We start from the raw sequence: 3079 nt of genomic DNA on the forward strand, positions 1-3079 counted from the left end.
AGCCGCGCCCCGGCGTACAGGGCGTCGCCGCCGTTGTCGCCCGCGCCCACCAGCAGCGTGACGTGCGAGCCGTACACGCCGCCGGAATCGGTCAGCAGCTGCGCGATCCGCGCGGCGAGACCGGCCGCGGCCCGCCGCATCAGGGTGCCGTCCGGCAGGGTGGCCATCAGCGCGGACTCTGCCTGGCGGACCTGCGCCACCTTCCACACGCCCCGCATCTCAGCGCTCCGCGATCACGATGGCCGAGGCGATGCCGCCGTCGTGCGACAGCGACAGGTGCCAGCGTTCGACGCCGCGCTCGTTGGCGGCGGAGGCCACCGTCCCGCCGACGGTCAGCCAGGGGCGTCCGTCCGGATCGGACACGATCTCGCAATCGTGCCAATGTAGACCCGCCGGCGCCCCGAGCGCCTTGGCCACCGCCTCCTTGGCGGCGAAGCGGGCGGCCAGCGACTCGTAGGAGCGGGGGTTACCGGCGGCGGTGAGCTGCTCGGCCTCGGTGAACAGCCGGTCGGCCAGAAGTGGCGTGCGCCGGACCGCCTTCGCGAAGCGCTCCACCAACACCACGTCGATTCCAACCGCCACAATCACGCCAGCCACTGTGACACATGAGAAGCGGATTGTCACCCAGGGAACCGCAATTGCCATCCAGTGTCATTCGACGGTGACGGACTTGGCGAGGTTGCGGGGCTGGTCGATGTCGAGCCCCTTGGCGGCGGCGAGCTCGCACGCGAAGACCTGCATCGGCACCGCCGTCACCAGCGGCGCCAGCAGGGTGGGCACCCGCGGGGTGAACACCACCTGGTCCACGTGGGGCGCCACCACCTCGTCGCCCTCCTCGGCGATGGCGATGACGGTGGCGCCGCGCGCCGACACCTCCTGGATATTGGAGATCACCTTGTCGTGCAGCACCGCGCGCCCGCGCGGGGACGGCACCACCACGACGACCGGGGTTCCCTTCTCTATCAAGGAGATCGGGCCGTGCTTGAGCTCGCCGGCGCCGAAGCCCTCGGCGTGCATGTACGCCAGCTCCTTGAGCTTGAGCGCGCCCTCCAGCGCCACCGGGTAACCGACGTGGCGGCCGATGAACAGCGCCCGGTCGGCGTCCGGCATGGCGCGGGCCAGGGCGCGGACCGGTTCGCACGCCTGGAGCATGGCGGCGATCTTGTCCGGGGTGGCGGCGAGCTCGGCCACCACCGCGGCCACCTCGTCGGCGTACTTGATGCCGCGCACCCCGGCCAGGTGCAGGCCGACCAGGTAGCAGGCCACGAGCTGGGTGAGGAAGGCCTTGGTGGACGCCACGGCCACCTCGATGCCGGCGCGGGTGTACAGCACCGCGTCGGATTCGCGCGGGATGGTGGAGCCGACGGTGTTGGAGATCGCCAGCACCCGGGCCTTCTGGTCCTTGGCGTGGCGCAGCGCCATCAGGGTGTCCATGGTCTCGCCGGACTGAGAGATCGCGATGACCAGTGTGGAGCGATCCAGAACCGGGTCGCGGTAACGGAACTCGCTGGCCAGCTCCACCTCGACCGGAATCCGCGTCCAGTGCTCGATGGCGTACTTGGCGACCATTCCGGCGTGGTACGAGGTGCCGCAGGCCACGATGAAGATCTTGTCGACGTCGCGAAAGTCCTGATCGGACATGCGCACCTCGTCGAGGGTGATGTCGCCGGATTCGCTGAACCGGCCGCGCAGGGTGTCGGCCACGGCGCGCGGCTGCTCGGCGATCTCCTTGAGCATGAAGAACTCGTGACCGTCCTTTTCGGCGGCCGAGGCATCCCAGTCCACATTGAAGGACTTGCCCTCGGTGAGATTGCCGTCGAAGTCGGTGACGGTGATGCCGGCGCCGTCGATGGTGATCACCTGGTCCTGGCCCAACTCGACGGCCTCGCGGGTGTGCGAGATGAACGCCGCCACGTCCGAGGCCAGGAAGTACTCGCCGTCGGCCACCCCCGCCACCAGCGGCGAGTTGCGGCGGGCGCCCACGACGGTTCCGGGGCTTCCGGCGTGGACGGCCAGCAGGGTGAAGGCCCCCTCCAGGCGGCGGCACGTCCGGCGCATCGCCTCGGCCAGGTCGTCGACCTCCTTGAGCTCGGCCGACAGCAGGTGCGCCACGCACTCGGAGTCGGTGTCGGACAGGAATTCCACCCCGCCGTCCTCCAGCTCGGCGCGCAGCTGCGCGAAGTTCTCGATGATGCCGTTGTGGATGACGGCGGTGCGGCCGTCGGCCGACAGGTGCGGGTGGGCGTTGCGGTCGGTGGGCGCGCCGTGGGTGGCCCAGCGGGTGTGGCCGATGCCGGCGCGCGCCCGGGCGAGGCCGCCGCGTTCGCGCACCGCCTCTGACAGATTCGCCAGCTTGCCCGCGCGCTTCTCGGTAACCAGCGATTCGCCGTCCAGCAGGGCGACGCCCGCGGAGTCGTAGCCGCGGTATTCCAGGCGACGCAGTCCCTCGCCAATGACCTCGATCGCCGGTTTCGGGCCGACGTAGCCCACGATTCCGCACATGGCGGCAAGCGTACCCGAGCTTCAATCAAACGCATTGCGCGTTCATCGGGTTTTCAATCACGCTGATTGTTCATAGAGCGTTCACATCACCTGCGCCCCGGGAACCGGGCCCGCGGCCAGGTGAATGTCGTGGGCGACGCGCCGCATCCGCAGCCGGGCGGCCAGCGCGTGGGCGTGGTGGGTGTGGCGGGTGAGGAACAGCGTGGTGGGGCCCGAGCCCGACACCAGGGCGGCCAGCGCGCCATCGGCCAGCCCCGCCGCGGCCACCTCGCGCAGCCCGGGCCGCAGCGACCAGGCCGCCTCGGTCATGTCGTTGTGGAGCCGCTCGGCCAGCTCGGCCGTGCAGCCGTGGCCCACGGCGTCCAACAGCCCGGACACATCGGACGCATACGAGCCGATGCCGTTGTCGCGCAGGCGATCCACCTCGGCGTACGCCCGCGGCGTCGCGATCTGGCCGTCGGCGGTGGCCACCACCCAGTGGTAGCGCCCGGCGTCGGCGACCGGCTCGACCCGCTCGCCGCGGCCGGTGCCCAGCGCGGTGCCGCCCACCAGGCAGAACGGCACGTCGCTGCCCAGC

3 protein-coding genes and 1 pseudogene are annotated in these 3079 nt (G+C 70.9%); all 4 read right to left on the minus strand.

Annotated elements, in window-relative coordinates; all coding sequences use genetic code 11:
* On the minus strand, window positions 1–218 hold a 218-nt coding region (locus VE172_RS20700), incomplete at its 3' end, for an NAD(P)H-hydrate epimerase (RefSeq protein ID WP_324803889.1).
* A 1-nt stretch (window position 219) separates the two neighbouring features.
* Window positions 220–588 carry a holo-ACP synthase gene (locus VE172_RS20705; RefSeq protein ID WP_324803890.1) on the minus strand — a complete coding sequence of 123 codons (369 nt, stop codon included), beginning with the start codon at window positions 586–588 and terminating at the stop codon, window positions 220–222.
* Window positions 589–651: 63 nt separating this feature from the next.
* Window positions 652–2502, minus strand: a complete 1851-nt coding sequence (gene glmS, locus VE172_RS20710) for a glutamine--fructose-6-phosphate transaminase (isomerizing) (protein ID WP_324803892.1) — start codon at window positions 2500–2502, stop codon at window positions 652–654.
* A gap of 81 nt (window positions 2503–2583) precedes the next feature.
* Window positions 2584–3079, minus strand: a pseudogene (locus VE172_RS20715) (4-(cytidine 5'-diphospho)-2-C-methyl-D-erythritol kinase); the annotation flags it as partial.

Origin of the sequence: Stackebrandtia sp., assembly GCF_035643755.1 — a bacterium.
GTDB lineage: Bacteria > Actinomycetota > Actinomycetes > Mycobacteriales > Micromonosporaceae > Stackebrandtia.

Coding starts and splice junctions, on each gene's coding strand:
- glmS (WP_324803892.1), bottom strand. CDS start 2,502: ATGTGCGGAATCGTGGGCTACGTCGGCCCGAAACCGGCGATCGAGGTC.